The following is a 19,348-nucleotide window of genomic DNA, read 5'->3' as shown; positions in this document are numbered from 1 at the left end:
CGCCCCATGACCTCCTTCATAGCCCCGTCGTCGTCCCCGTCCCCCGCGCTCCCGGTCCTCGCCGAGGTGGTGCGGTCCGGTTTCACGGAGGGCAGGCACCGGGGGTCACTGGTCGTCCTGGCCGCCGACGGCAGTGTGGAACTCGCCCTCGGCGACCCGGCGGCCCCGGTCTTCCCGCGCTCGTCCAACAAGCCGATGCAGGCCGCCGCGATCCTGCGCGCCGGGCTGGACCTCTCGGGCGAGCGGCTGGCCCTGGCCGCGGCGAGCCACTCCGGGGAGGCCTTCCACCTCAGCCTGGTACGCACGATGCTCGCCGAGCACGGCCTGAAGCCGGACGATCTGCAGACCCCGCCCGACCTGCCGCTTGACCCGGTCGAGGCGGAGGCGTACCTCGCCGCCGGTGGCGTGCGGGAGCCGCTCACCATGAACTGTTCCGGCAAGCACGCGGCCATGCTCGCGGTCTGCGTGCTCAACGGCTGGGACACGGCCGGCTACCTCGATCCCGGCCACCCGCTCCAGCGGCTGGTCGGCGAGGTGGTCGCGGAGTCGGCGGGCGAGCCCGTCGCGGCGATCGGTACGGACGGCTGCGGGGCCCCGCTGATGGCGATCGGCCTGGTGGGCCTGGCGCGTGCGTTCCGCGCGTTCGTACTGGCGGAGCCCGGCTCGGCGGAGCGCCGGGTCGCGGACGCCATGCGGGCGCACCCGGAGTACGTCGCGGGGACCCGGCGGCCGGACACCTGGCTGATGCGCGAGGTGCCGGGCACGCTCTCCAAGATGGGGGCCGAGGCGGTCCAGGCGGTGGCCCTCCCGGACGGCCGGGCGCTGGCCTTCAAGATCGACGACGGCTCGACGCGTGCCCTGGGGCCCGTGCTGGCCCGCGCGCTCGGACTGCTGGGCGTCGACGCCCCCGTGGTCTCCCGCATCGGGCGGGCCCCGCTGCTGGGCGGCGCGGCCGAGGTGGGCGAGATCCGGGCGGCCTTCTGAGCGAGGGCCGTCCCGTCGGGGCCCGCACGCGAGGAAAGCCGGGCCGCCGGGGTCCGCTCCGTGCGCGGAAAAGCGGGCGACATCGCGAATCCCCTGTGCTTAGCGTGGGCCTCATGAGCCCTGATCCGCGTACCGTCACCGCCGCCGAGTTCCCCGACTGGATACGTGCCGTGGGGACGGGATTCCTGCGGGCGTCCGACGTGCCGGGGGAGGAGGAGGTCGCCGTGCGCCTGGCCCACACCGATCTGGCCCGTGTCCAGGGCGTGTTCGACGCCGGGCGCTGTGTGGCCACGTTCCGGTCCTTCGCCCAGGAGCTGACCGTCGTCGGCGGCGCCAAGGTGCCGGCCGACGCGATCACCGCGGTGACGGTGACTCCCACACACCGGCGGCGGGGCGTGCTCAGCCGGATGATGGCCAGGGACCTGGCGGCGGCGAAGGAGCGGGGCGACGTCGTCGCCTCGCTGATCGCCGCGGAGTACCCGATCTACGGGCGGTACGGCTTCGGGCCCGCCGCCTGGGCGGCGGAGTGGGAGATCGACGTCCCCCGGGCCGGTCTGGACCCGCGCACGCCGGTCCCCTCGGAGAAGGACGGCGGGCGGATCGAGCTCGTCGAGGGCGCGGACGTCCGCAAGCTGGGTCCCGAGCTCCACGACCGCCTCGCCGCCCGGCAGCACGGAGTCGTCTCCCGGGACGAGCGCTGGTGGCAGCGCGGCACCGGGGTCGACGTCCCGGCGTTCGAGACGTGGACGGAGCCGTTCCACGCCGTGTACCGGTCGCCGGACGGGGAGGCGGACGGGTTGATCACCTACCGCGCCGACGACCACTGGGGTGACGGGAAGCAGCCGCTGAACAAGGCGACGGTGGCAGGCATGATCGCCGTGACACCTGCGGCGGAGCGCGCGCTGTGGCGGTTCGTCTGCTCCATCGACTGGATCACCACGGTCCGCACGGGCTACCGCGCCCCCGACGACCTGCTCCCCCTGCTCCTGCCGGACCCTCGCGCCGCTCGCGTCGTGACCCAGTCGGACTGGCTGTGGCTGCGGGTCCTGGACGTTCCGCGCGCTCTGGAGGCCCGTACGTACGCCGGTGAGGGGGCCCTGGTCCTGGACGTGCGCGATGCCACGGGACTGGCGGGCGGCCGCTTCCGGCTGGAGGCCGCACCGTCCGGCGTCTCCTGCGTGCCCACGACGCGGGACGCCGATCTCACGCTGGACGTGGCGGAGCTGGGGACGCTGTATCTCGGCGACGAGTCCGCGGTGCGGCTGGCCGCGCTGGGCCGGCTCGACGAAGGCCGGGCGGGTGCGGCGGCCTCGGCCGACGCGCTGTTCCGGGCGTCTCGGCGGGCGTGGTGCCCGGACGTGTTCTGAGGTGTCTCCGATGTCCTGTGAACCGTTGCGCCGGCCTGGACCGCCGGCGGGACGCCGTACTTCCACTGGATGATCTGCTCAAGGCCCAAGGCGAACGGGGGCATGGCGGTCACTCCTTCCCGGACGGAGGCACCGGCCGATGACCGTGCGCCGCTGGTGGGGGAGGCCGGTTGCCTTACGCGACTCTGCGTAGAGACCGAACAACTGCCTTACAAGTCACCCGCTATCCCGGAGGAGGGCACCGCGACGCTGCCCGACGGGGAGGACGTCGCGACGTACGACGCGTACGGCACGGGGGCCACCCTCTATCCGTTCCGGGCGTCGGCCGACTCCACCCCCGAACAGGCGGGAGTGGTGCGGGCGGCGCGAAAGTTCTTCGACGCCACGTGGGACAACCTGGCCACGAAGGCGCCCTTCTGACCGTGCCCGGCACGACGACCCGCTGACGGCCCTGGTGAACGGATCGACCGCATGACTGTTCGGCGCGATGCCACCCCTCCCGGTGCCACGGCGTCCGGCCCCGCCGCACTCCTCGCGGCGGTGGAATGTGTCCTCTTCGACTTCGACGGCCCGTTGTGCGACCTGTTCGCCGCCCGCCCGGCGGCGGAGGTGGCGGCGCGCCTGGTCGCCGAGCTGTGCAGGACCGGCTGCGACCCCGGTGTCGCGGCGTCCGGCGGGGACGACCCGCTGGCCCTGTTGCAGGCGGTCGGCAAGCACTACGGAGTGGGCGGGACGACGGCGCACGCCGAGCGCTGCCTCACCGCCGAGGAGACCGAGGCGGCGGCCGGCGCCACACCGACCGAACACGCGCTGGAGCTGCTCGGGGTGCTCGACGCCGGTGGCTGGGACCTGGCCGTCACGACGAACAACTCCCCGGCCGCCGTGGTCCGTTTCCTCGACCGGCACCTGCCCGCGGTTCTGGCCGCCGAGCACATTCACGGACGTACGTCCGACCCCGGGCTCCTCAAGCCCGATCCGCACTGTCTGGTACGCGCCCTGGAGTCGACCGGGTCCACCGCCGCGACGGCGGTCATGATCGGGGATTCCCCCGCGGACTGCCTGGCGGCGAAGGCGGTCGGTGTACCGTTCATTGGCTATGCGGTGCACGCGCGCAAGCGCCGTGCCCTGGAGGAAGTGGGGGCCAGGTGGGCGGTGCGTTCGCTGCGGGGTCTCGTGGAGACGGCCCGGCAGCGCGTGGAGTCGAGGGAGCCGGGAGTGGGGCCGCTGCCGGCCGGTGTCCGCGGGTAGAGGCGGGAGCCCGCCCGGACGGTGAGCCGGCCGAGGACCGGCTGCTCCTGGACCTGCGGGGCCGGGTGCGGCGGATACCCGAGATCGTCGTACTCGACGAGCACATCCTCCTGCAGGGGTTCATCGAGGGGCGGACGCTCGGCCGCGGCACGGCGGGCGCGCTCTCGGCGCGGCACGCGGCCCAGTTGGGCCGGCTCTTCGGGGAACTCGTGGCGCTGGACACCGGGTCGATCGACGCGCCGAGGCTGTGTGTCCCGGCGGATCACCCCGGTGACGGGGATTCCGTGGCCTTCCTGGAGGGCCTGATCGCCTTCACCGAGGACGAGGTGTACGGCCGTCACGCCGACCGCTCCGGCTCGCTGCTGCGCGAACTCAGCCTGCGAGAAGGTGCGTTGGACGGGGTCAGGGGTCGAGCGAGGGGGCTGACCGGCCGGCCCTTCACACTCGTCCACGGCGACCTGCACCGGCTGAACTTCGTGGTGGACGGCGGCGGCGACCTCTGGACCATCGACTGGGAGCTCGCCATGATCGGCGATCCGCTCTACGACCTGGCGACGCACCTGCACCTGATGCGGTACTCGCCGCCCCGGGAGGCCGCGCGGACCGCCCGTCTCTGGGCGGCGGCCGTGCACGGCGTACGGCCGGAGTGCGCTAGGGGGTGGCGTGACGACCTGGGCGTGCTCCTGGCGTACAAGCGCGCCCAGTCCGTCTACACCGACGTGATTCGCGGAGCCATCGCGCTGGAGCAACCCGGCACCGGGCCGGCCTGGAGCCGGCTGCCCGTGACCGCGCACCGCGTACGTGAGGTGCTGGAGCGGGCGCGGGAGCCGCTCGGCCTCGACACCGTCCCGTCGCTGCGCGAGGTCATGGGTGCCTACGCCCGCCGGCTGCACGGCCGCGAGCCGGGTGTCACCGCGTCCGGACCCTGAACAGCACCCCGGAGAGGGCCACCGCCACGACCAGGATTCCGCCCGCCCACGCGAGCGCGATCCACGGGGCGCCGCCCACCGGCTGGTTCAGCAGGAGTCCGCGGAGGCTTTCGATGGCGGGGGTGACCGGCTGGTGGTCGGCGAAGCCGTGCAGCCAGCCCGGCATGCTGTCGACCGGGACGAACGCGCTGCTCGGGTAGGGCAGGAACGACATGAAGAAGGTGAACCCTCCGGCCGACTCCGGGCTGCGGGCGAGCAGGCCGATCGCCGCCGAGATCCACGACAGCGCCACGATCCAGGCGAGCAGGACGGCGGCCACCCCGAGCCAGCCGGCGAGGGTGGCCGCGGGGCGGAAGCCGATGAGCAGGGCGATGCCGAAGACGAGGGTGGTGGAGATGAGGTTGCGTGCGGTGCTCGCCACGACATGGCCGGCCAGGACCGCCGTACCGCCGATGTCCAGGGAGCGGAAGCGGTCGATGACGCCGCCCTTCATGTCCTCGCTGACGGCGACGGCCGTGGTGGCGGAGCCGAACCCGGCGCACAGGAACAGCACGCCGGGGACGACGTACATGACGTACGAGTCGTAGGCGTCGCCGGTGTCGATCGCGCCGCCGAAGAAGTAGACGAAGATCAGCATCAGCATCACCGGCAGCATCATCGAGGTGATGACGGCGTCGGTGTTGCGGCGGCTGACGAGCAGGCTGCGGCCGGTCATGACCGTGGCGTGCGTGAGGATGCCGGGTGCGTCAGACATGGGCGGATGCCTCCGGGGTGTCGTGTGCCTGCGGGGCCTCGGGGGTCTCGTTGGTCCCGGACGGCTCGTTGGTCCCGGGCGACTCGGTCGAGCCGGGCGTCTCGGTGGTCCCGGAGGTGAGGGCGAGGAACACGTCGTCGAGGGTGGCGCCGTGCACGGAGAAGCGGTCGACGTCGGTGCGGTGCGGGTCGATCTCGTCGAGCAGGGCGCGGGCGTGGCCGGCCGTGCCGTCCGTGGGGATCCCCAGGGTGAGGGACTCGGGGGAGTGGTGGACGGCGCGGAGGGCGAGCCGGAGGTAGGCCTCGCGGCTGGTGAGGACGAGGTCGAGGCGGTGCCCGAAGACGCGTGCCTTCAGGGCGTCCGGGGTGCCCTCGGCGACGACGCGTCCCTTGTTCAGCAGGGCGATGCGGTCGGCGAGCTGGTCCGCCTCCTCCAGGTACTGGGTGGTGAGCAGCACCGCCGCGCCCCGGCCCGCCAGTTCACGGACGACCTGCCAGAGCTCGCGGCGGCTGCGGGGGTCGAGGCCGGTGGTCGGCTCGTCGAGGAAGAGGACGCCGGGTTCGGGTGAGCCGACGAGTCCGGCCGCCAGGTCCAGGCGCCGCCGCATCCCTCCGGAGTACGTGCGTGCCCGGCGTCGTGCCGCGTCGGAGAGGTCGAAGCGGACGAGAAGGTCCTCGGCGCGCTGTCGGGCCCGGGCGCGGGTCAGGCCGCTCAGCCGCGCCATCATCCGGAGGTTCTCCTCGCCGGTCAGGGACTCGTCCACGGCGGCGAACTGCCCGGTCAGGCTGATGGCCCGGCGTACCCGGCGGCGGTCGGTGACGACGTCGTACCCCGCCACGCGCGCCGTTCCCGTGTCGGCGGTCGTGAGGGTGGCGAGGATCCGTACGGCCGTCGTCTTGCCCGCGCCGTTGGGGCCGAGCAGGGCGTGGATCCCGCCGCGCGGTACCCGGAGGCCGACGCCGTCCAGGACGCGGACCCGGGCGCTCGGCCTCCCGTAGGACTTGGTCAGGCCGTGCGCCTCGATCATGACGTCGCCCATGACGTCGTCGCCTGCCCCGTGCGAGGTGTCCTGCCGGTCTTCTCGTGTGTCCGTGTGTCTGTCCGTGCGCATGACGGATCCCCCTTCTGCGTATGCTGTACGCGTTACTGCGTAAGCATTACGCAAACCTAGGATGGTGGCAAGCCAGTTACGGGAAAGGCGGCTTCGGGTGACCGACAACAGCAGTGCGGCCGACGGCACGGGGCTGCCGGCGAGCATCGAGGCCGCATGGGGCCTGCGGGACCGTCCGGCCAAGGGCCCGAAGCCCGGAATGACGCTGGACCGCATCGTCGCCGCGGCCGTGTCGGTGGCCGAGTCGGAGGGCCTCGCGGCCGTCTCCATGGGCCGGGTGGCCAAGGAGTTGGGCGCGTCCACGATGTCGCTGTACCGCTACGTCTCCGCCAAGGAGGAGCTGTACCTCCTCATGCACGAGGCCGCCATGGGCACCCCCGAACCCCTGCGCGCGCTGGAGAGGGGCGCGGACTGGCGGGAGGCGCTCGGCGAGTGGGCGTGGGCGCAGCGCCGGATGTACCACCGCAGCCTGTGGGCCCTGCGCATCCCGATCTCCGGCCCTCCCGCCAGCCCGCATTCGGTCGCCTGGTGGGAGCAGGGGCTCCAGGCGCTGGAGGGCAGCGGGCTGGACGAGGGCGACCGGATCTCCGTCATCCTCCTGATCACCGGCTTCGTACGGAACGAGGCCCTGCTGATGAGCGACATGGCCGCCGCGGTCGAGGCGAAGGGTGTCCCGCCCCGCGAGGTGCGGGGGCAGTGGGAGCGGACCGTGCAGCGGCTCGTCGACCCCGTACGCCACCCGGCGCTGTCCCGGCTGCTGTCCACCGAGGTGATGAGCGAGCCGGACGACCCCGACTACGAGTTCGTGTTCGGCCTCGAACGGATGCTGGACGGCGTCGGGGTGCTCATCGCGAAGCGGGGCGCGGCGTCATGAGCGCGGAGAAGCCCGGGCTCCGGGAACGCAAGAAGCGGCTGACCTACCAGGCGGTCTCCGACGCGGCGATCTCGATGTTTCTCGAACGCGGTTTCGACAAGGTCTCGGTCGCCGAGATCGCCGCCGCGGCCGACATCTCCAAGCCGACGCTGTTCCGCTACTTCCCGGCCAAGGAGGACCTGGTCCTGCACCGGTTCGCGGACCACGAGGACGAGGCGGCCCGGGTCGTCTCCGACCGGCCGGACGGTACGTCCCCGCTGGACGCCCTGCGCCGGTACCACCTGGACGGCCTGGACCGCCGTGACCCGGTGACCGGACTCTGCGACGTCCCGGAGGTGCTCGCCTACCACCGACTGCTCTACGGGACCCCGTCGCTCGTCGCCCGTCTGTACGGCTACCAGAGCCGCTCCGAAGCCGCACTCGCCCACGCCCTGGACCCGGCCGCCCCGGTGGCCGCGCGGCTCGCGGCGGGCCAGATCGTCGCCGTACTGCGGATCCTGGCCGAGGAGAACTGGCGGCGGATCGACGCGGGGGAGAGCGTCGCACAGGTCCACGACGACGCGGTGGCGGCGGCCGGACTCGCCTTCGCACAGCTGGCGGACGGCCTGGTCGGCGGCCCCGCTGCTGTGTGAGCCCGACAGGCCCGAAAGGGGCGTCACCGGGTTATAGGGAGTCCTCGGGCGCCGTCCCGCGCAGGGGACGTCCGCACGGGCGGGAGGCCGGCCACGCCGCGACTCGCCCGCCCGCTCGTGCGTCGGTCTCCCGTCCGGCTCCGCGCTACGCGTTCCGTTCGGCCTCCAGCGCGGCGCGCTCCAGCCTGTCCCGGTGCTTCTCCCAGTACGCGGGGTCGGCCGACGGCATGCTGTCGTTGCCCTGCTGCATCCCGGTCGCGCCGTCCAGGAGTTCGCGGATGATGTCGGCGTGGCCGGCATGCCGGTGCGTGTCGGCGATCACGCGGACCACGGCATGATGCAGCGTCACCTCGTCCCGGTGACCCGGCCACCACGGAACCTTGCCGACCGTGTCCAGCGCGAGTGCGCCGATCGTCGCGTCCGAGTGGGCCCAGGCGCGTCGGTAGAGCCCCACGACCTGTTCGCGTGACTCGTCGGCGGTTGCCCACATGTCCGCGTTGGCCTCGGCGTCCGCCTCGGCCCAGGGCAGCGGTTCGCCGGACGGGCGTCCGAAGGTGTCGCCGAGGTAGCCCAGTTCCACGCTCGCCGTGTGCTTCACCAGTCCCAGGAGGTTCGTGCCGGTCGGGGTCAGCGGGCGGCGGATGTCGTACTCGGAGAGCCCGTCGAGCTTCCACAGCAGGGCGTCGCGTGCCGACTGCAGGTAGCGGTGGAGATCGGCCTTCGCGTCCGGTGTCGTCATGGCCCCAGTCTGACTCGCGGCGACCACGGGAGCCATGGCCGGGTGCGTTCGCCGCTGTTGCCCTCAGGCGACTTCCGGTGCGGCGCGCGCCTTCTCGGGGTCGGCGGTGGCGTCGCCGGGCACCGCTCCGAAGTGCGGCGGCCCCGAGGTGCCCCCACCCGCTCCTACGTGTACCGATCCCGGGCGGTGACCGCCCAGCCCGCACGGGAGAGTGCGAGGCTGGGCGGTGACAGCTGTCCGCTCAAGTGACAAACCGCCGGGCGCAGCCGCCGCCCCGCATGGCGTGGAACACTTTTGCAAGCAGGCGCTTGCAAAAGTTAGCAAGGGTGGGCAGTATCGAGGCATGGCATCACTCAACGTCGGCAATCTCGGCGAGTACCTGCGCGAGCAGCGGCGTACCGCGCAGCTCTCGCTGCGGCAGCTCGCCGACGCCGCCGGAGTGTCCAATCCGTATCTCAGCCAGATCGAGCGAGGTCTGCGCAAGCCGAGTGCCGAGGTCCTGCAGCAGGTCGCCAAGGCCCTGCGGATCTCTGCCGAGACGCTGTACGTGCGGGCCGGGATCCTCGACGAGCGGGAGCGGGAGGAGCTGGAGACGCGGGCGGTCATACTCGCCGATCCGTCGATCAACGAGCGGCAGAAGAACGTTCTTCTGCAGATCTACGACTCCTTCCGACACGAGAACGGATTCGATGCCGCGTCCGACACCGACGCCGGGTTCCACGGTGCCGCCGCCTCGGAGAGCAGAATCGACGCCGACGCGGAAAGCGGTGCCGGCGATGCGAACGGCGCCGGTAAGGATGCCCGCGGCCCCCGTACGGCCGGCGGCAGTGATGCAGAACCACCCCTGAACTGACTTCGATGATCCGGGAGGACCACAGCCATGGCCATCACCGACGACCTGCGTAAGACCCTCACCGACCCGACCCCCCTCTACTTCGCCGCCGGTACGGCCGACCTCGCCGTCGAGCAGGCGCGCAAGGTCCCGGGTCTCATCGACCAGCTGCGTGCCGAGGCGCCCGAGCGGATCGACGCGGTGCGCAACACCGACCCCAAGGCCGTCCAGGAGCGGGTCACCTCGCAGGCCAAGGAAGCCCAGGCCACCGTGCAGGCGAAGGTGAGCGAGGTCTTCGGGGCACTCGACACCGACCTGAAGAAGCTGGGCGAGACCGCTCAGGACCTGGCGCTGCGGAGCGTGGGTGTGGCCGCCGAGTACGCGGTCCGTGCCCGTGAGACGTACGAGAAGGTCGCCGAGCGCGGCGAGGTCTCCGTGCGGACCTGGCGTGGCGAGACGGCCGAGGAGATCGTCGAGATCGCGGCCGTCGTCGAGGCGGAGCCGAAGGCCGTGCCGAAGCAGAAGTCCGAGGCCGCCGTGAAGCCGGCGACCCCGGCGAAGCCTGCTGGCTCGGTCAAGCCGGCGTCCACGGCCAAGCCGGTGTCGCCCGCGGCGAAGAAGCCCGCGCCGAAGGCCGCCGAGTCCAAGGCCGCGCCCGCCGCGTCCGCGAAGAAGTCAGCTCCCGCGCGCAAGCCCGCCGCCCGGAAGACCACCCCGCCCTCCGCGAAGTAGCGGAGGCGGCCGCGGGCTGCCGGAAGAACGGGCCGGGCACCTTCGAGGGTGCCCGGGTCGTTGTCCCGGTACCGTTGCGGCGAGAGCTCATCCATCGATTAGGCGGTGCTCACCGTGTTGCTCGAAGCATTCGGCTCGGTCCTCCAGCTGCTGTACCTGGCCATGCTCGTCCTGGCCGTGGTCGCGCTGGTCTTCGCGGTGACGGCGCGCGAGGACGCCTACCGTGCGGCTGACAAGCAGAAGAAGTCCTTCTGGCTGATCATCCTCGGGATCACCGTGTTCGTGAACCTCGTCATCCCGATCCTGTTCCTGCAGATCGCGGGTGTGATCGCGTCCATCGTCTTCATGGTGGACGTGCGGCCGGCGATCAAGGCAGTGTCGGGCGGCCGCCGCGGCGGTTCCAGCAGTGACGGACCGTACGGCCCCTACAACGGCGGGCGCTGAGCGCCCGCGGGCGAGGCGGCACCAGGGCGGGAGCGCGTTGCGCTCCTGCCCTTTCGTCGTATCAGGGCCTCGTCGCGCTCCAGCAGCACGACCGCCACGTCGTCCGTCAGCTCGCCGCCGTTCAGCTCCTGCACCTGCGTGACGGCGGCCTCCAGCAACGCCTCGCCGCCGAGCCCCTGGTCCAGCCGGCCGTTGATCATCGCGACCATGCCGTCCTGGCCGAGCCTCTGGCCTCCGAGGCCCACGCGGCCTTCGATCAGCCCGTCCGTGTACAGCATGAGGCTCCAGGAACCGCCGAGCTCCACCTGCCGGCGCGGCCAACGGGCGTGCGGCAGCAGGCCGAGGGCCGGGCCGCCGTCCTCGTAGGGGAGCAGGTGGGCCGCCCTGCCCTGGCGGGCGATCAGCGGTGCGGGGTGCCCCGCGATGCACAGGCCGGCGCGGCGGCCGTCGGGAGTGATGTCGACGGTGCACAGCGTCGCGAAGATCTCCTCGCTCTGCCGCTCGTGCTCCAGGACCTGCTGGAGCGTGGACAGCAGGGCGTCGCCGCACAGCCCGGCCAGGGTCAGCGCCCGCCAGGCGATGCGCAGCTCCACGCCGAGCGCCGCCTCGTCCGGGCCGTGCCCGCAGACGTCACCGATCATCGCGTGGACCGTGCCGTCGGGCGTACGGACCGTGTCGTAGAAGTCGCCGCCGAGCAGGGCGCGGCTGCGGCCGGGGCGGTAGCGGGCGGCGAAGGACAGGTCGGAGCCGTCCAGGAGCGGGGTGGGCAGCAGCCCGCGTTCCAGCCGGGCGTTCTCCTGGGCGCGCAGCCGGGACTCGGTCAGCTGGTGCTGTGCGGTGTCCGCCCGCTTGCGCTCCACGGCGTACCGGATGGCGCGGCTGAGCTGGCGGCCGTCGAGCTCGCCGCGGAAGAGGTAGTCCTGGGCCCCTACGCGTACGGCTTCGGCTGCGCGCTCGGCGTCGTCCTCGGCGGTGAGCGCGAGGACGGCGTGGCGCGGGGCGATGCGCAGGACGTGCTTGAGGGTGGCGAGCCCGTCCGGGTTGGCGCTCACCCCGTCGGCGCGGGCACCGGTCGGCTGCGACGACTCGAGTTCCAGGTCGAGCAGGATGCAGTCGACGTCGTCGGTGAGCAGCCGGCCGGCCTCGGTGAGGTTGCGCGCGGTGCGGACACGGACCCGTGCCCCGGTCGACGACAGCTCGGGGACGGTGAAGTTGCCCGCCGGGTCGTCCTCTATCACCAGCAGTGTGAGGTCGGTGCCGTGAGTGGTCTCCGCAGCGGGAACGGCACGCTGCTGCGGTACTGGTACGGGCATCGGTTCGGGTTTCCTTCCCTCCCCCCGAGGGCGCGGCGGGACGACGATCGACGACCCGCCGACGGGACGATAGCGGTCCGCAGCCGGGGAACGGAACGGCGCCAGGCGACCAGTGCGTGTCATATGCGCGGCCATAAGCCGCGTCCCGCCACGGATCCGGCGTGATGGGCACGCACGAAACGGACATGAGGTCATGACGAACATCACGCGCCGCACACACCTCCCACGCGCCGTTCGCCGGACCGTGGTGCGGCGTGCGTCACGCGGTCCGCGTCACACGGCGTCGGCCCGGCCTCGCGGGCCTACTTGTCCGGGCGGACCACCCCGAGTATCTGCATCGAGCCCGCACCCGCGAGCGTGACGTGCCTGCCGGGCCGGGGTGCGTGCACGATCGAGCCGTCGCCGACGTACATCCCGACGTGGCTGGCATCGCTGTGGTAGATGATCAGGTCGCCGGGGCGCATGTCCTGGACGGGGATGCGGGGCAGTTGGCGCCACTGCTCCTGGGATGTCCGGGGGATCGGCCGCCCGGCAGCCGCCCAGGCCTGCGAGGTCAGCCCCGAGCAGTCGTACGAGCCGGGGCCCTCGGCTCCCCATACGTACGGCTTGCCCATCTGGGCGGTCGCGAAGGCCAACGCCTTCTTGCCGCTCGCGCTCGCCTCGCGGTTGATGTCCTTGAGCGCGCCGGAGGAGAGCCAGGCGGCCTGGGCCGTCGACGCGGCGTCCTTCTCCAACTGGAGGAGCCTGGCCTGCTCCTCCTTCGCCAGCTGCGACTCGATCTTCTTCGCGGCCGCTATCTGCGCGTCGATGCTCTTCTTGGCCTTGGCCTGCTTGACCCGATTGGCTTCGAGCTTCTCCCAGTTGAGGTTGGCGTCCTGGGTGTAGGTCTCCAAGTCCTCCTGAGCCTGCTCCAGTTCGGTCAGCATCCCCTTGGTGGCCTGCTGGCCCTGCCTGGCCTGGTTGACGCCGTCGAGGAAGAGGTGCGGGTCGCCGCTCAGCACGAGTTGTGCGCCCGGGGGGAGTCCGCCGCTGCGGTACTGCTCGCGGGCCTGGGCTCCTGCCCTGTCCTTGAGATCGGCGATCTTCGCCCGGCCGTCGGCCATCGACCTGGTGAGCCGGGCGATCTCGCCGGACTGCTTCTCGGCCTGCTCGTCGGCGAGGTTGTACGCGTCGGTTGCCGCCCCGGCCTTGCGGTAGAGGGTGTCGATCTCCTCGCGCACCTCTTCGAGGGACTTCCCTCCGGCGGTGGGCGCCGTGGCGGTCGGGTCGGGCTCGGGAACGGGGGCGGCCATGGCCTGGACCGGCGCGGTCAGCAGGGCCAGTGCGCAGACCAGGGTGATCGCGGCAGCGGCACAGTGGCGTCGGTTCACAAGCTCCCCCTCCGGGCGAAAGGCAACGAAAGCCGTATCGCACTCATGTGACTTACCGTCAGTAACGTTTGGATGACGACGCGATCGTGCCATGCCGTCCGGTAAAGCAACAGAGGTCCGCGCGGGCGGGCCCGTCACACAGGGGACGAACGGTGATCCACCGGCGTTCCCGGTTCCGGCAGGGTTCCCCCTGTCGTGTCCGGTCCGCTGGCGTTCAGCGGCCCCGCCCGCAACCCTTGCCCCGGCCCTGACGTCCCCCGAGGCTCACGCTGTGCCGGGTCGTAGCGCGGGCCAGCGCACGGTGATCTCGCCCTCCCGCCATCGCCGTACCTCGTCCGTCAGCGGCCAGTCGGCGGAGACCGCGCGGGCCGTGGCGATCCAGCGCTGCCGTGCGCCCAGCGACGCGTAGGGGGACGCGGTGGCCCAGGCCCGGTCGAGGTCCCGCAGGAAGGCGTGGACCGGTTCGCCCGGCACGTTGCGGTGGATCAGGGCCTTGGGAAGGCGTTCGGCGAGGTCCGAGGGGCGGTCCAGGGAGCCGAGCCGGGTCGCGAACGTGACCGTGCGCGGCCCCTCCGGGCCGAGCGCGACCCACACGTGCCGCCGGCCGATCTCGTCGCACGTGCCCTCCACCAGCAGCCCGTCCGGGGCGAGCCGGGCGCACAGTCGCTGCCACACCGCCGCGACCTCGCCCTCGTCGTACTGGCGCAGCACGTTCGCCGCACGGATGAGGGCGGGGCGCCCGGCCGACGGGATCTCGAAGCCCCCGTGGACGAAGGTGAGGCCCTCGCGCGCGTACGGCGCCGCCGCGGCGACCCTCTCCGGGTCGATCTCGACGCCGACGACGGCCGTCCGCGGATCGGCGGTGCGCAGCCGCTCCAGCAGCTCGACCGCGGTCCAGGGCGCGGCCCCGTAGCCGAGGTCGACCGCGACGGGGGCGTCGCTGCGGCGCAGGGCTGGGCCGTGGGTGGCGGCGATCCAGCGGTCCATACGGCGCAGCCGGTTGGGGTTGGTGGTCCCGCGGGTCGCGGTGCCGACGGGGCGCTGGCGCATGACAGGGAGCGTATGCGAAGCGCGGGCGGGCACCCGTGCGAGCGGGAAGCGCGTGCCTCGGCGCGCCGATCGGACCGTAATGATTTGGCAAAGCGGGAAATGAAAGGCCGAGTTCCGCTGTTCTGGCCCTTCGAAGGGGCCGTGTGCCCCGTACGTGTCATGCCCTGAGCGAGGAGGAGCGGACCCGTGAGCCAGTACGTCTCCCGGCTCGGCAGCAGCCGTGCGGCACCCCGTATCCGCTTCCCGGGCGGTTTCGCCGGCGGTCACCGCAAGCCGCGTCGTGTCGCGATGCTCTCCGTCCACACCTCGCCCCTGCACCAGCCCGGTACCGGCGACGCGGGCGGTATGAACGTCTACATCGTCGAGCTGGCCAGGCGCCTCGCCGCGATCGGCATCGAGGTCGAGATCTTCACCCGGGCCACCTCCGGCGGGCTGGCCCCGACCGTCGAGCTGGCCCCCGGTGTCCTGGTCCGCCACATCGACGCGGGTCCGTACGAGGGGCTGGCCAAGGAGGAGCTGCCCGCGCAGCTCTGCGCCTTCACCCACGGCGTGATGCAGGCGTGGGCCGGCCAGCGCCCCGGATACTACGACCTCGTCCACTCGCACTACTGGCTCTCCGGCCAGGTCGGCTGGCTCGCCGCCCAGCGCTGGGGCGTCCCCCTCGTCCACGCCATGCACACCATGGCGAAGGTCAAGAACGCCGCGCTCGCCGCGGGCGACACCCCTGAGCCCGCCGCACGTGTCATCGGCGAGACCCAGATCGTGCGCGCCTCCGACCGCCTCATCGCCAACACGGCGGGGGAGGCGGACGAGCTCGTCCGCTTCTACGACGCGGACCCGGCCTCGGTCGCCGTCGTGCACCCCGGGGTCAACCTGGACCGCTTCCGCCCCGCCGACGGCCGCGCCGCCGCCCGTGCCCGCCTGGGCCTGCCGCAGGACGCCCTGATCCCGCTCTTCGCCGGACGCATCCAGCCCCTGAAGGCCCCCGACGTGCTGCTGCGCGCGGTCGCCGTGCTGCTGGACCGCGACCCGTCACTGCGCTCGCGCATCGTCGTACCCGTCGTCGGCGGCCCCAGCGGCAGCGGCCTCGCCAAGCCCGAGGGCCTGCAGAAGCTGGCGGCGCGCCTGGGTGTCGCCGACGTCGTACGCTTCCACCCGCCGGTCGGGCAGGACCGACTCGCCGACTGGTTCCGGGCGGCCTCCGTGCTGGTCATGCCCTCGTACAGCGAGTCCTTCGGGCTCGTCGCCATAGAGGCCCAGGCGGCCGGCACGCCGGTGATCGCGGCGGCCGTGGGCGGACTTCCGGTGGCGGTGCGGGACGGGACCAGCGGTTTCCTGATCCCGGGCCACGACCCTCAGGCGTACGCCGAGGCGCTGGGCCGATTCGCCGAGAACGCGGAGCTGGCCGACCGGATGGGCGAGGCCGCCGCCGCGCACGCCCAGTCGTTCGGCTGGGGCACGGCGGCCTCGGCCACCGCCGACGTGTACACGGCGGCGATCCAGGACCACCGGCGCCGCGCCCGCTCGCACCGCGGCTGAGCGCCGCGACGCCTTGTCGTACGCTCGCAGCATGGCTGACGTATCCGGCGGGACAGCAGCGGCGCAGGTCATCGAGGCGACGCTGGACGACGCCGAGCTCGAGTGGGAGAGCCCCGAGCCCGGCGAGTACGTGGTGAAACTCCCCGGCACGCGAAAGCTGTCCACGACCTGTTCCCTGCGCGTCGGCCGGCACTCCCTCGCCCTCGACGCGTTCGTCATCCGCCATCCCGACGAGAACGACGCGGCCGTCCACCGCTGGCTCCTGGAGCACAACCTCCGTCTCTACGGGGTGAGTTACGCCATCGACCGGCTCGGCGACATCTATCTGGCCGGCCGGCTCCCGCTCTCCGCCGTCACGCCCGAGGAGCTCGACCGGCTGCTGGGCTCCGTCCTCGAAGCCGCGGACGGCGCGTTCAACCCGCTGCTCGAACTGGGCTTCGCGAGCGCGATCCGCAAGGAGTACGCCTGGCGGGTGGAGCGCGGCGAGTCCACCCGCAACCTGGACGCCTTCGCGCACCTCACCCAGCGCCCCTCCTGACCGGTCGGCCTCCTGGCGTCCTGCCCGTCGGCCCCGCACGCCCGGTGAGTGGCGGGCACGCGTACCCGGTGTCACTCCCGGGCCGACGTCACCTCGTCCAGTGCCTCCACGAGCCGCGGTGCCACCTCGCGCCACGTCCGGTCCGCCGCCTCCGCCCCCAGCCCTCGGGGCACCGTCTCGGTGAGCATGATCAGGTAGAGGTACGCGCGGTAGAGGCCGAGTCGGCGGCGTACGGAAGCGGTGAACACGAAGGGCTCGGCCGCCGTGGACGCGTACCCGGCGAGGAACTCGGTGTCCTCCTCCGGGCGGCCGAACAGTGACACGGAGACCAGCTCGGCGACGGGGTCGCCCCAGAACATCCGCTCACCGTCGACGACCCCGCCGATCCGTCGGGCGCCCGTCGGCCCGGTGACCAGGATGTTCCCCGGCCACAGGTCGAAGTGGACCAGAGCGGGCCGCGTCACCTCGTCCAGCAGGCCGGCCCCCGCTGCGAGCGCCTCGCGGATCTGCCCGGCCGGGCGCGGCAGACGCGCCCCGAACCCCTCCGCGTCGGCGAGCACGGCGTCGGTCATCCCGGTGAACGCCTCCCGCCAGGTGGGGGACAGGGCCCCCAGGGGCTCGGCGGGATAACCGAACCCGGCGGCACCCGTCACGCCGTGGAGACGTCCGACGATCCGCCCGAACTCGGTTCGCAGGCCCCGGTGCTCCGCGTCCGTCAGCTGCGGGGCGAAGTCGTGCCAGGGCAACCCGGGTCGGGCGGTCATGACGACGTACGGGCCGGTCGGGGCGCCGGGGTCGAGCTCGCTGTGCACGACCTGCGGGATCGTGCGGTCGCCCGTGGCGGCGGCCGACGCGTAGAAGGTGACCTCGTTGGTGAGCAGCCGCTTCTCGTAGCTCAGCCCGGCGTGGTGGCCGGGCGGTGTCTTCACCACCCAGTCCCTCCCGTCCGTGAGGACGACACGCGTGACGGTGTTGTACGTGCCCCCGGTGAGCGTTTCGCGGGAAGCGATGCCGCGGCTCCCGACCCCCAGCGCTTCGAGTACGGCTGTGGTCGCGTCCACGGACATTGGCGGGTCCCCCGGGCTCTCCTGCGGCATCGACCGCCCCACAGCGTCTTCACAGGATGATCACGGAGGAATCACGATCACATCCCGCGACCGCTCGGAACGATCATCGGACAGGTGTCGATCGTAGAGTGTGCCGCACTGTGACAACCCTCCCCGCGGTCATGAATTCCGCCCCGGGTAAGGGTCGTTGCTCCTTCCGACCGAGAGATGAACGAACCATGCGCGCCACCGCCGTACGCCGCACCTCCCTCGCCGCCTCCGCGGCGTGTCTGGCCCTGCTCGCCACCGCCTGCGGGGGTTCGGACTCCGGTGACAAGGACGACAGCGCTGCGTCGGGCGCCAAGGACGACGCCACGAAGCCCGCGGTCAAGGCCCTGACGTCGGCCGAGCTGGAGAAGGCCTCGCTGGAGCAGGGAGACGTCGCCGGCCACAAGATCTCGAAGACGGGCCCCGAGGACATCGCGCAGCCCGGTGCCGTCACCGTCGACAAGAAGGAGTGCGAGCCCATCGGCTTCGCCTTCTACGGCGTGAAGCGTGGCAACCCGGTGGGGAACGCCGGGCGCAAGGTCGTCGAGGAGCCCAAGAAGAAGAGTGCCGCGCCCGAGGACTTCGAGGACGCCATGGGCGCCGCGCTCGACATGACGTCGTCCCTGGTCACGCTGGCCTCGTACGACGGTGACGGCGCCGAGAAGAACCTCGCCGAGCTCCGCACCTCGGCCGCGGCGTGCGCGACCGGTGGGTTCACCCTGTCGATGAAGGACTCGAAGCAGACGATCACCAAGCTGACCGAGGAGAAGGTGACCGGGGGCGACGAGGTCGTCGCCTGGCGGGTGCAGATGGGGAAGGGCGAGTCGGCGGCCCCCTTCAAGCTCGTGAGCCTCCGCAAGGGCGGCACCGTCGCCACCTTCTTCTCCTTCAACCTCGGCGCTACGGGCGCGAAGTCCGACTTCGACCTGCCGACCGCGGTGATCGACGCGCAGGCCGGGAAGCTCGGCTGATTCGCAGGAGGCGGGGAACGGGGGCGGGGCGGGCAGGACGGCTCCCGCTCCTTCGTCCCGGCCCGCAGGAGATTCTGGGGGCTGGGTCCACCGGACGCTGAGCCCCGCGGGGGCAGTGGTCAACGGTTACCCGCTCGCGACGATCTGACTGCCCGTCGCCTCAGCGGCTCACGGCAGGGGGACGAGTCTGACGACGGTCACCGTCAGCACGGTCCCGGAGACGTAGTAGAGGACGATGGCCCCGGCCACGGTCGCCTCGCGCCGGTCGCGTTCACGCTTGACGGCGCTGGAGGCGTGTCCGTATGGATTCAGGCCCACGGTGCGCGCCATCTCGCCGCGGAACGAGTCGCCGTCGCGCATCTTGGCCAACGTGTCGTCGGCGGGCGGTGCGTAGGAGATGCGGAAACTCAAGCGACGTTCCGCCTCTCGGCCTCGTCCTGGGCCAGCCGGTCCAGGATCTCCTCGGCCTCGGGGTCGGGCACGGACTCCAGCATCCAGTGCCGCATCACGGCCTGGATCTCGTGCACCCCAGCCTCGTTGATCGCGTGGTCGAACTCCTCGCGTCTCTCCTCGGGCAGCGCGGCACGGATGGCCGGGATGCTGTTGGGTACCTCGACCTCGGTCCCGCCGACGAAGGTCCTCAGAGACTCGCCCATGATCGCTCTCCTCGATCTCCTTGCTCTCCGCGCTCCGCCTGCCGCCGCCGGTGGGGGTGTGCACCCGGGCAACAGACAGGCATGAGCGCCACGTTAGCGCGTACCGCTACGGCAGAGACGGACGGCAGGCGGGCCTGCGCTGGACGGACGCCGTTCAACCCGCGCGTCGGG

22 protein-coding genes are annotated in these 19,348 nt (G+C 72.3%); 13 read left to right on the top strand and 9 right to left on the bottom strand.

Annotated elements, in window-relative coordinates; genetic code table 11:
• Nucleotides 1-6 precede the first annotated feature (6 nt).
• The 5 genes from AB0I83_RS24670 to AB0I83_RS24650 all read left to right on the top strand — a co-directional run bounded on the left by AB0I83_RS24670 (nucleotide 7) and on the right by AB0I83_RS24650 (nucleotide 4,528).
• Nucleotides 7-984: an asparaginase gene (locus AB0I83_RS24670; protein ID WP_363306162.1), complete on the top strand. Its 978-nt coding sequence runs from the start codon at nucleotides 7-9 to the stop codon at nucleotides 982-984.
• A gap of 113 nt (nucleotides 985-1,097) precedes the next feature.
• Nucleotides 1,098-2,351 carry a GNAT family N-acetyltransferase gene (locus tag AB0I83_RS24665; RefSeq protein ID WP_363306161.1) on the top strand — a complete coding sequence of 418 codons (1,254 nt, stop codon included), beginning with the start codon at nucleotides 1,098-1,100 and terminating at the stop codon, nucleotides 2,349-2,351.
• 102 nt (nucleotides 2,352-2,453) lie between these two features.
• Nucleotides 2,454-2,771 (top strand): hypothetical protein, encoded by a 318-nt coding sequence (locus AB0I83_RS24660; protein WP_363306160.1) that lies wholly within the window; start codon nucleotides 2,454-2,456, stop codon nucleotides 2,769-2,771.
• Nucleotides 2,772-2,822: 51 nt separating this feature from the next.
• Nucleotides 2,823-3,599 carry an HAD family hydrolase gene (locus AB0I83_RS24655; protein WP_363306159.1) on the top strand — a complete coding sequence of 259 codons (777 nt, stop codon included), beginning with the start codon at nucleotides 2,823-2,825 and terminating at the stop codon, nucleotides 3,597-3,599.
• Nucleotides 3,497-4,528 (top strand): aminoglycoside phosphotransferase family protein, encoded by a 1,032-nt coding sequence (locus AB0I83_RS24650; RefSeq protein ID WP_363306158.1) that lies wholly within the window; start codon nucleotides 3,497-3,499, stop codon nucleotides 4,526-4,528. Before AB0I83_RS24655 ends, AB0I83_RS24650 begins: the two co-directional genes overlap by 103 nt.
• On the opposite strand, the gene AB0I83_RS24645 is transcribed toward AB0I83_RS24650, so the two are convergent.
• Both AB0I83_RS24645 and AB0I83_RS24640 read right to left on the bottom strand, forming a co-directional pair.
• Nucleotides 4,509-5,282 carry an ABC transporter permease gene (locus tag AB0I83_RS24645; RefSeq protein WP_363306157.1) on the bottom strand — a complete coding sequence of 258 codons (774 nt, stop codon included), beginning with the start codon at nucleotides 5,280-5,282 and terminating at the stop codon, nucleotides 4,509-4,511. The genes AB0I83_RS24650 and AB0I83_RS24645 overlap by 20 nt on opposite strands.
• Complete coding sequence (locus AB0I83_RS24640) at nucleotides 5,275-6,321, bottom strand: ATP-binding cassette domain-containing protein (RefSeq protein WP_363306209.1); 1,047 nt, start codon at nucleotides 6,319-6,321, stop codon at nucleotides 5,275-5,277. Before AB0I83_RS24640 ends, AB0I83_RS24645 begins: the two co-directional genes overlap by 8 nt.
• A 169-nt stretch (nucleotides 6,322-6,490) precedes the next feature.
• Here AB0I83_RS24640 and AB0I83_RS24635 point away from each other — a divergent pair, with 169 nt between their 5' ends.
• Together AB0I83_RS24635 and AB0I83_RS24630 are read left to right on the top strand one after the other, a co-directional pair.
• Nucleotides 6,491-7,267: a TetR/AcrR family transcriptional regulator gene (locus AB0I83_RS24635; protein ID WP_363306156.1), complete on the top strand. Its 777-nt coding sequence runs from the start codon at nucleotides 6,491-6,493 to the stop codon at nucleotides 7,265-7,267.
• Nucleotides 7,264-7,899: a TetR family transcriptional regulator gene (locus AB0I83_RS24630; RefSeq protein ID WP_363306155.1), complete on the top strand. Its 636-nt coding sequence runs from the start codon at nucleotides 7,264-7,266 to the stop codon at nucleotides 7,897-7,899. Before AB0I83_RS24635 ends, AB0I83_RS24630 begins: the two co-directional genes overlap by 4 nt.
• A 145-nt stretch (nucleotides 7,900-8,044) precedes the next feature.
• Here the strand turns inward: AB0I83_RS24630 and AB0I83_RS24625 are convergent, their stop codons facing one another.
• Nucleotides 8,045-8,638: a DinB family protein gene (locus AB0I83_RS24625; RefSeq protein WP_363306154.1), complete on the bottom strand. Its 594-nt coding sequence runs from the start codon at nucleotides 8,636-8,638 to the stop codon at nucleotides 8,045-8,047.
• Between the two features lie 343 nt (nucleotides 8,639-8,981).
• On the opposite strand from AB0I83_RS24625, the gene AB0I83_RS24620 reads away from it, so the two are divergent.
• The 3 genes from AB0I83_RS24620 to AB0I83_RS24610 all read left to right on the top strand — a co-directional run bounded on the left by AB0I83_RS24620 (nucleotide 8,982) and on the right by AB0I83_RS24610 (nucleotide 10,646).
• A complete protein-coding gene (locus AB0I83_RS24620; RefSeq protein ID WP_356531297.1) occupies nucleotides 8,982-9,491 on the top strand; it encodes a helix-turn-helix transcriptional regulator in 510 nt (169 codons plus the stop codon).
• Nucleotides 9,492-9,518: 27 nt separating this feature from the next.
• The gene (locus tag AB0I83_RS24615) at nucleotides 9,519-10,202 is read left to right on the top strand and encodes a hypothetical protein (protein WP_363306153.1); all 684 of its coding nucleotides are present in this window, start codon (nucleotides 9,519-9,521) and stop codon (nucleotides 10,200-10,202) included.
• A gap of 114 nt (nucleotides 10,203-10,316) precedes the next feature.
• Complete coding sequence (locus tag AB0I83_RS24610; protein WP_356531300.1) at nucleotides 10,317-10,646, top strand: DUF2516 family protein; 330 nt, start codon at nucleotides 10,317-10,319, stop codon at nucleotides 10,644-10,646.
• On the opposite strand, the gene AB0I83_RS24605 is transcribed toward AB0I83_RS24610, so the two are convergent.
• The 3 genes from AB0I83_RS24605 to AB0I83_RS24595 all read right to left on the bottom strand — a co-directional run bounded on the left by AB0I83_RS24605 (nucleotide 10,628) and on the right by AB0I83_RS24595 (nucleotide 14,379).
• A complete protein-coding gene (locus AB0I83_RS24605) occupies nucleotides 10,628-11,959 on the bottom strand; it encodes a fused response regulator/phosphatase (RefSeq protein ID WP_363306152.1) in 1,332 nt (443 codons plus the stop codon). The genes AB0I83_RS24610 and AB0I83_RS24605 overlap by 19 nt on opposite strands.
• A gap of 302 nt (nucleotides 11,960-12,261) precedes the next feature.
• Nucleotides 12,262-13,329: an NlpC/P60 family protein gene (locus tag AB0I83_RS24600; RefSeq protein WP_356531303.1), complete on the bottom strand. Its 1,068-nt coding sequence runs from the start codon at nucleotides 13,327-13,329 to the stop codon at nucleotides 12,262-12,264.
• Nucleotides 13,330-13,593: 264 nt separating this feature from the next.
• Nucleotides 13,594-14,379 carry a class I SAM-dependent methyltransferase gene (locus AB0I83_RS24595; protein ID WP_363306151.1) on the bottom strand — a complete coding sequence of 262 codons (786 nt, stop codon included), beginning with the start codon at nucleotides 14,377-14,379 and terminating at the stop codon, nucleotides 13,594-13,596.
• 186 nt (nucleotides 14,380-14,565) lie between these two features.
• Here AB0I83_RS24595 and mshA point away from each other — a divergent pair, with 186 nt between their 5' ends.
• The gene (gene mshA, locus AB0I83_RS24590; RefSeq protein ID WP_363306150.1) at nucleotides 14,566-15,918 is read left to right on the top strand and encodes a D-inositol-3-phosphate glycosyltransferase; all 1,353 of its coding nucleotides are present in this window, start codon (nucleotides 14,566-14,568) and stop codon (nucleotides 15,916-15,918) included.
• Nucleotides 15,919-15,949: 31 nt separating this feature from the next.
• Nucleotides 15,950-16,456 carry a YbjN domain-containing protein gene (locus AB0I83_RS24585; RefSeq protein WP_363306148.1) on the top strand — a complete coding sequence of 169 codons (507 nt, stop codon included), beginning with the start codon at nucleotides 15,950-15,952 and terminating at the stop codon, nucleotides 16,454-16,456.
• Between the two features lie 71 nt (nucleotides 16,457-16,527).
• On the opposite strand, the gene AB0I83_RS24580 is transcribed toward AB0I83_RS24585, so the two are convergent.
• Entirely contained in the window at nucleotides 16,528-17,523 is a 996-nt protein-coding gene (locus AB0I83_RS24580; protein ID WP_363306147.1) for an aminoglycoside phosphotransferase family protein, read from the bottom strand.
• Nucleotides 17,524-17,741: 218 nt separating this feature from the next.
• On the opposite strand from AB0I83_RS24580, the gene AB0I83_RS24575 reads away from it, so the two are divergent.
• Complete coding sequence (locus AB0I83_RS24575; RefSeq protein ID WP_363306146.1) at nucleotides 17,742-18,521, top strand: hypothetical protein; 780 nt, start codon at nucleotides 17,742-17,744, stop codon at nucleotides 18,519-18,521.
• Nucleotides 18,522-18,689: 168 nt separating this feature from the next.
• Here the strand turns inward: AB0I83_RS24575 and AB0I83_RS24570 are convergent, their stop codons facing one another.
• Together AB0I83_RS24570 and AB0I83_RS24565 are read right to left on the bottom strand one after the other, a co-directional pair.
• Nucleotides 18,690-18,932, bottom strand: a complete 243-nt coding sequence (locus AB0I83_RS24570; RefSeq protein WP_363306145.1) for a hypothetical protein — start codon at nucleotides 18,930-18,932, stop codon at nucleotides 18,690-18,692.
• Complete coding sequence (locus tag AB0I83_RS24565) at nucleotides 18,929-19,177, bottom strand: hypothetical protein (protein WP_356531315.1); 249 nt, start codon at nucleotides 19,175-19,177, stop codon at nucleotides 18,929-18,931. Before AB0I83_RS24565 ends, AB0I83_RS24570 begins: the two co-directional genes overlap by 4 nt.
• Nucleotides 19,178-19,348: the final 171 nt, after the last annotated feature.

It is taken from the genome of Streptomyces sp. NPDC049970, from assembly GCF_040660235.1.
Taxonomy (GTDB): domain Bacteria; phylum Actinomycetota; class Actinomycetes; order Streptomycetales; family Streptomycetaceae; genus Streptomyces.
Note: the sequence above shows the minus strand (reverse complement) of the source record. Positions and strands in the feature narration are given on the sequence as shown.

Excerpts from the sequence above, each read along its gene's own strand:
- AB0I83_RS24670 (WP_363306162.1), top strand. The coding sequence starts at position 7 with ATGACCTCCTTCATAGCCCCGTCGTCGTCCCCGTCCCCCGCGCTCCCG.
- AB0I83_RS24665 (WP_363306161.1), top strand. The coding sequence starts at position 1,098 with ATGAGCCCTGATCCGCGTACCGTCACCGCCGCCGAGTTCCCCGACTGG.
- AB0I83_RS24660 (WP_363306160.1), top strand. The coding sequence starts at position 2,454 with ATGGCGGTCACTCCTTCCCGGACGGAGGCACCGGCCGATGACCGTGCG.
- AB0I83_RS24655 (WP_363306159.1), top strand. The coding sequence starts at position 2,823 with ATGACTGTTCGGCGCGATGCCACCCCTCCCGGTGCCACGGCGTCCGGC.
- AB0I83_RS24645 (WP_363306157.1), bottom strand. The coding sequence starts at position 5,282 with ATGTCTGACGCACCCGGCATCCTCACGCACGCCACGGTCATGACCGGC.
- AB0I83_RS24640 (WP_363306209.1), bottom strand. The coding sequence starts at position 6,321 with ATGGGCGACGTCATGATCGAGGCGCACGGCCTGACCAAGTCCTACGGG.
- AB0I83_RS24630 (WP_363306155.1), top strand. The coding sequence starts at position 7,264 with ATGAGCGCGGAGAAGCCCGGGCTCCGGGAACGCAAGAAGCGGCTGACC.
- AB0I83_RS24625 (WP_363306154.1), bottom strand. The coding sequence starts at position 8,638 with ATGACGACACCGGACGCGAAGGCCGATCTCCACCGCTACCTGCAGTCG.
- AB0I83_RS24620 (WP_356531297.1), top strand. The coding sequence starts at position 8,982 with ATGGCATCACTCAACGTCGGCAATCTCGGCGAGTACCTGCGCGAGCAG.
- AB0I83_RS24615 (WP_363306153.1), top strand. The coding sequence starts at position 9,519 with ATGGCCATCACCGACGACCTGCGTAAGACCCTCACCGACCCGACCCCC.
- AB0I83_RS24605 (WP_363306152.1), bottom strand. The coding sequence starts at position 11,959 with ATGCCCGTACCAGTACCGCAGCAGCGTGCCGTTCCCGCTGCGGAGACC.
- AB0I83_RS24595 (WP_363306151.1), bottom strand. The coding sequence starts at position 14,379 with ATGCGCCAGCGCCCCGTCGGCACCGCGACCCGCGGGACCACCAACCCC.
- AB0I83_RS24585 (WP_363306148.1), top strand. The coding sequence starts at position 15,950 with ATGGCTGACGTATCCGGCGGGACAGCAGCGGCGCAGGTCATCGAGGCG.
- AB0I83_RS24580 (WP_363306147.1), bottom strand. The coding sequence starts at position 17,523 with ATGTCCGTGGACGCGACCACAGCCGTACTCGAAGCGCTGGGGGTCGGG.
- AB0I83_RS24575 (WP_363306146.1), top strand. The coding sequence starts at position 17,742 with ATGCGCGCCACCGCCGTACGCCGCACCTCCCTCGCCGCCTCCGCGGCG.
- AB0I83_RS24565 (WP_356531315.1), bottom strand. The coding sequence starts at position 19,177 with ATGGGCGAGTCTCTGAGGACCTTCGTCGGCGGGACCGAGGTCGAGGTA.